Raw genomic sequence first — 3,864 nt, forward strand, 5'->3', positions numbered from 1 at the left:
GGGTTCATGGGGTGCGGTCCTTCTGGCGGGTCTTCCACTGCCGGTACTTCCCGGGCAGGCACACCGAGCAGGGCCGGTAGGCGGCGGCGATCGCGGTGGCCTCGTCGGCGAAGAAGACGCGGTGGCGCACGTAGCCGCCGGCGGCGAGGGCGCGCAGGGCCGAGGGGCAGTCGAGGCGGCCGTAGCGGCGGCCTCGCCGGTGGCCGCCGAGGGTGCCGGGCGTGGTGCTGGGGTAGGGGCGGTTGTCGGGTCCGGTCAGGGTGTAGCGGCGCGATAGGACCGGGGCGGTGGCGACGGTGGGCGCGGGTGTGGGTATGGGCGCGGGCGTGCCGGTGGCGGCCATGCGGCGGGGTTCAGGCGTCGTGGAAGACGAGGCCGAGGGTGTGGCGGCGGCCGGTGCGCACGGTGCTGACGCCGTGGCGGACGGGGCCGGCGCGGTGGCCGCGGGCGGAGGGGACGGGGCGGTCGCGGGTGGTGAAGATCAGGCCGTGCCCCTGGGGAAGGACGGTGGCGGTGCCGCGGGACTGGGCGCGGGGGCGCTGTTCGACGAGGAGGAACTCGCCGCCGGTGTAGTCGGTGCCGTGGGCGTCGAGGCCGATGACGACCTGGAGGGGGAAGACGAGGTCGCCGAAGACGTCGCGGTGCAGGGCGTTCCAGTCACCGGGGCCGTAGCGCAGCAGGATCTGGGAGCTCTTGTCCTGGCCGGCGGCGTGGCACCTGGCGGTCCACTCGGCGAGGGTGTCGGGCCAGGGGGCGGGGCGGCCGAGCTTGTCGGCCCAGGCACGGGCGACGGTGAGCAGGCGGGGGTAGAGGGCCTCGCGCAGGGCGGCGACGGGTTCGGGCAGGTCGTGGGTGAAGTAGCGGTACTGGCCGGAGCCGAAGCGGTGGCGGGCCATGTCGACGGTGGTGCGGAACAGTTCGGGCCGGTCGTAGAGCGCGGCGAGCTCCCGGCACTGGGCGGGCGACAGCAGCGGCTCGGTGAGCGCCGCACCGTCCCGGTCCAACTGCTCGTGCACGCCCTGCCAGTCGAGCGAGTCGAGCGCGGGCAGGACGGCCGGGCCCGGGGCGGGCGCCGCGGTGGTGGGCGCGCCGGTGGCGAGGAGGGTGTCGTTCACGGGAGGGATCCTTGGCGGCGGGGACGGGCGAGGGCATGGGCCCGCAGACCGGGAGGGCCGCGGGCGGCGCACGGTCGGGCTGTTCCGATCGTCGCCCTTGGACGGGGCCGCGTGCTGGCGGCATTCGGACGGCGCGTCGGGCGGAGGGCGCCGCGTCGGACGGCGGGCGCGTCCGGGGCCGCCCGGGTGCGCGAACGGGAGGGCGCCGTGCCGGCTCCGCCGCTCCCCGCTGCTCGCGCTCGGATCCGGTGTCAGACATCCCATGCCGTAGCGGTGTCAAGCTGCGGCCGGGATGGTCGCGTGGTGTGACCAGGCGGTGGCCTCGTCATGGAGTGCGTCGGTGCTGGTGAGCTCCAGGGAGGCGTAGGCGGCCGACGCGCCGGGGAAGTGCTCGCGCAGCGTGCTCCGCAGCCGCTGGAAGGTGCGGGTGCGCTCCCGGATCAGGGTCTGGTGCGTGCGGGCGACGATGCGCACGGCCTGGGCCTTGTCACTGTCCCCGGCGATCGGCCGCAGCTGGTCGCGGTCGACGCGGACCATGTCGGCCGGCGCGTGCGCGTCGCCCTTGTCGCTCGTGGCCCCGGAGGTGCCGTAGCGCTCCTTGAACCGGGCGGCCCGCTTCGGACGGACCGCGTAGACCCGGTAGCCGGCGGCGAATGGATCCGACGCATCCCATCAGGGCGTGCGGGAGCGGGTGGGCGTCAGGTCCGCGACCAGGAGCGCCAACAGGTCCGCCGGCGCCTCGATGAAGCGGTAGTGGCCCCCTTCCAGGAGTTCGAAGGTCGTTTCGCCGCAGGCCGACCATCCGGTCATCAGGGACGGCGCGATGCCCGTGTCCTCGGTCCAGCCGATGGCGGTGACCGGGCACGGCAGCCGGACCGGCTCGGCCACGTGGTACCGCTTGTTCATGTCGACGTCGTTGCGCAGGACGCCGAGGTAGAGCGCGAGCAGGCTCGGTTCCAGGGTGCCGCCCAGTTCCGCGACGAGCCCGCGCAGTTCGTCGGCCAGCTCGTCGTCGCTCATGCCGAGGAAGCGGCCGTAGGGGCCGTCCTGCGGCGCGACCTCGGAGGAGACGAACAGCCGGGTCGGGGCGGGACAGCCCCGCTGGACCAGCCGTACGGCGGTCTCGTACGCCGCCAGCGCGGAGCCGCAGTGGCCGAACAGGGCGTACGGACGGTCCAGGTGGGGGCGCAGCGCTTCGCAGAGGTCGTCGGCCAGCGCCTCGTAGGTGGTGTGGGCGGGCTCGCGCATCCGGTTCTCCCGGCCGGGCGGCTGCACGGGGCAGACCTCGACGCCGTCGACCTGTGACGGCCACTGGCGGTACATGCTCGCACCGCAGCCGGAGTAGGGCAGGCAGAACAGCCGCGCCGGTGCCACCGGCGACGGCTCGCGCAGGAACCACTTGTTGCGGGTACGGGCCGTCGGAGCGTCCACTGATGACCTTCCGTGTGGGGGGTTTCTTCTCGGGTTCGGCAGCGGCGGTGACAGCGGCCGCGGTGACGGCTCCTAGCGGGTCCGCGCGGTGATCGGCAGGTGCGTGAAGCCCGCGATGATGTTCGAGCGCATGCGCCGCGGCGTCCCGGCGAGTTCGAAGCCGGTGAACCGGCCGAGCAGTTCGGCGAAGAGGATCCGCAGGGCCACCCGGGCGACGGTGTGTCCGATGCAGTAGTGCGCGCCGACGCCGAACGCGATGTGCTTGTTGGGCCGCCGCCGGATGTCGAAGGTGTCCGGGTCGGCGAACACGGTCTCGTCGCGGTTGGCCGACGCCAGCCACACGACGACGGCGTCCCCCGCGCGGATCGGCACGCCCCGGATCTCGACGTCGCGGGTGGCGTGGCGCATGAAGTGCTGGGTGGGCGAGGCCCACCGCAGTGCCTCCTCCACGCCGCTGCCGAGCAGTTCCGGGTGCGCCGCCCAGTCGTCCAGGACGGCGGTCCCGGCCAGTTCGGCCATCGCCGCGATCGGCGGCTGGGCGGTGGTGACGGTCGCTCCGAGCAGCAGGCTGTAGCAGTTGGACACGATCTCGCCCGGCGACAGTCGGCGTCCGTCCAGTTCCATGGTGAGCAGCACGCTGATCAGGTCGCCACCCGGTGCGCGCCGACGCGCGGTGACGAGGTCCTGGAAGTAGGCGAACAGTTCGCGGTGGGCGGTCACGAGGGTGGCCCGCGGTCCGGCGGCGAGCTGGAACTCGGGGTCGTCCGCGGCGATGCAGGCGTGGGCGAGCCGGACCAGCCGCGGCCAGTCCTGCTCCGGTAGCGCCATCATGGTGCCGATCACCGCCATCGGCAGGGTGGCCATGGCGGCGGCGAAGTCGTACGGGCCTCCGTCGGCCAGCGGCCGGAGCAGTTCGACGACGGCCCGGCGGATCGCCTCCCGGTCGTTCTCCACCGTCTTGATCGACAGCGCCTGCTGCAGCGGGCCGCGCAGGCGCGAGTGCCGGGGCGGGTCGGTCACGGCCATCTGCCGGCCGCCGGCGGGGTCGCCCTTGCCGAGGAGGTTGAGCAGGGTGCCCTGTTCGGAGGTGAACGTGTCGTGGTCGCGCAGTACCCGGTTGGCCTCGGCGTGAGCGACGATCGACCAGTAGCCGATGTCGCCGACCGGCTGCCAGCTCACCGGGGCGTCGCGGCGCAGCCGTCGCCACGCCTCGTGCGCCCCGCCCGAGAGGTAGAGGTCGGGGTCGATCAGATCGACCGGCCGCGGGGCGAGGACCGGGCAGCGCGTGGTCGGGGGAACCGCCGTCATCGGGGCTGCC

Annotated in this window: 4 protein-coding genes and 1 pseudogene; all 5 read right to left on the reverse strand. The window is 74.1% G+C overall.

The features are described 5' to 3' along the window. Nucleotides 1-4: 4 nt before the first annotated feature. Nucleotides 5-343 carry a metal-binding protein gene (locus ACIQOV_RS31570; RefSeq protein ID WP_401054092.1) on the reverse strand — a complete coding sequence of 113 codons (339 nt, stop codon included), beginning with the start codon at nucleotides 341-343 and terminating at the stop codon, nucleotides 5-7. A 10-nt stretch (nucleotides 344-353) separates the two neighbouring features. Then, entirely contained in the window at nucleotides 354-1,049 is a 696-nt protein-coding gene (locus tag ACIQOV_RS31575; RefSeq protein ID WP_401054095.1) for a 2OG-Fe(II) oxygenase, read from the reverse strand. 342 nt (nucleotides 1,050-1,391) lie between these two features. Further along, nucleotides 1,392-1,754: pseudogene (locus tag ACIQOV_RS31580) on the reverse strand (transposase); the annotation flags it as partial. A 33-nt stretch (nucleotides 1,755-1,787) separates the two neighbouring features. Beyond that, nucleotides 1,788-2,546 carry a thioesterase II family protein gene (locus ACIQOV_RS31585; protein WP_401054094.1) on the reverse strand — a complete coding sequence of 253 codons (759 nt, stop codon included), beginning with the start codon at nucleotides 2,544-2,546 and terminating at the stop codon, nucleotides 1,788-1,790. A 72-nt stretch (nucleotides 2,547-2,618) separates the two neighbouring features. Then, nucleotides 2,619-3,854 (reverse strand): cytochrome P450, encoded by a 1,236-nt coding sequence (locus ACIQOV_RS31590; RefSeq protein ID WP_401054097.1) that lies wholly within the window; start codon nucleotides 3,852-3,854, stop codon nucleotides 2,619-2,621. Between the last annotated feature and the right edge of the window lie 10 nt (nucleotides 3,855-3,864).

Source organism: Kitasatospora sp. NPDC091257 (genome assembly GCF_044757675.1).
GTDB classification, from domain to species: Bacteria; Actinomycetota; Actinomycetes; order Streptomycetales; family Streptomycetaceae; genus Kitasatospora; species Kitasatospora lactacystinica.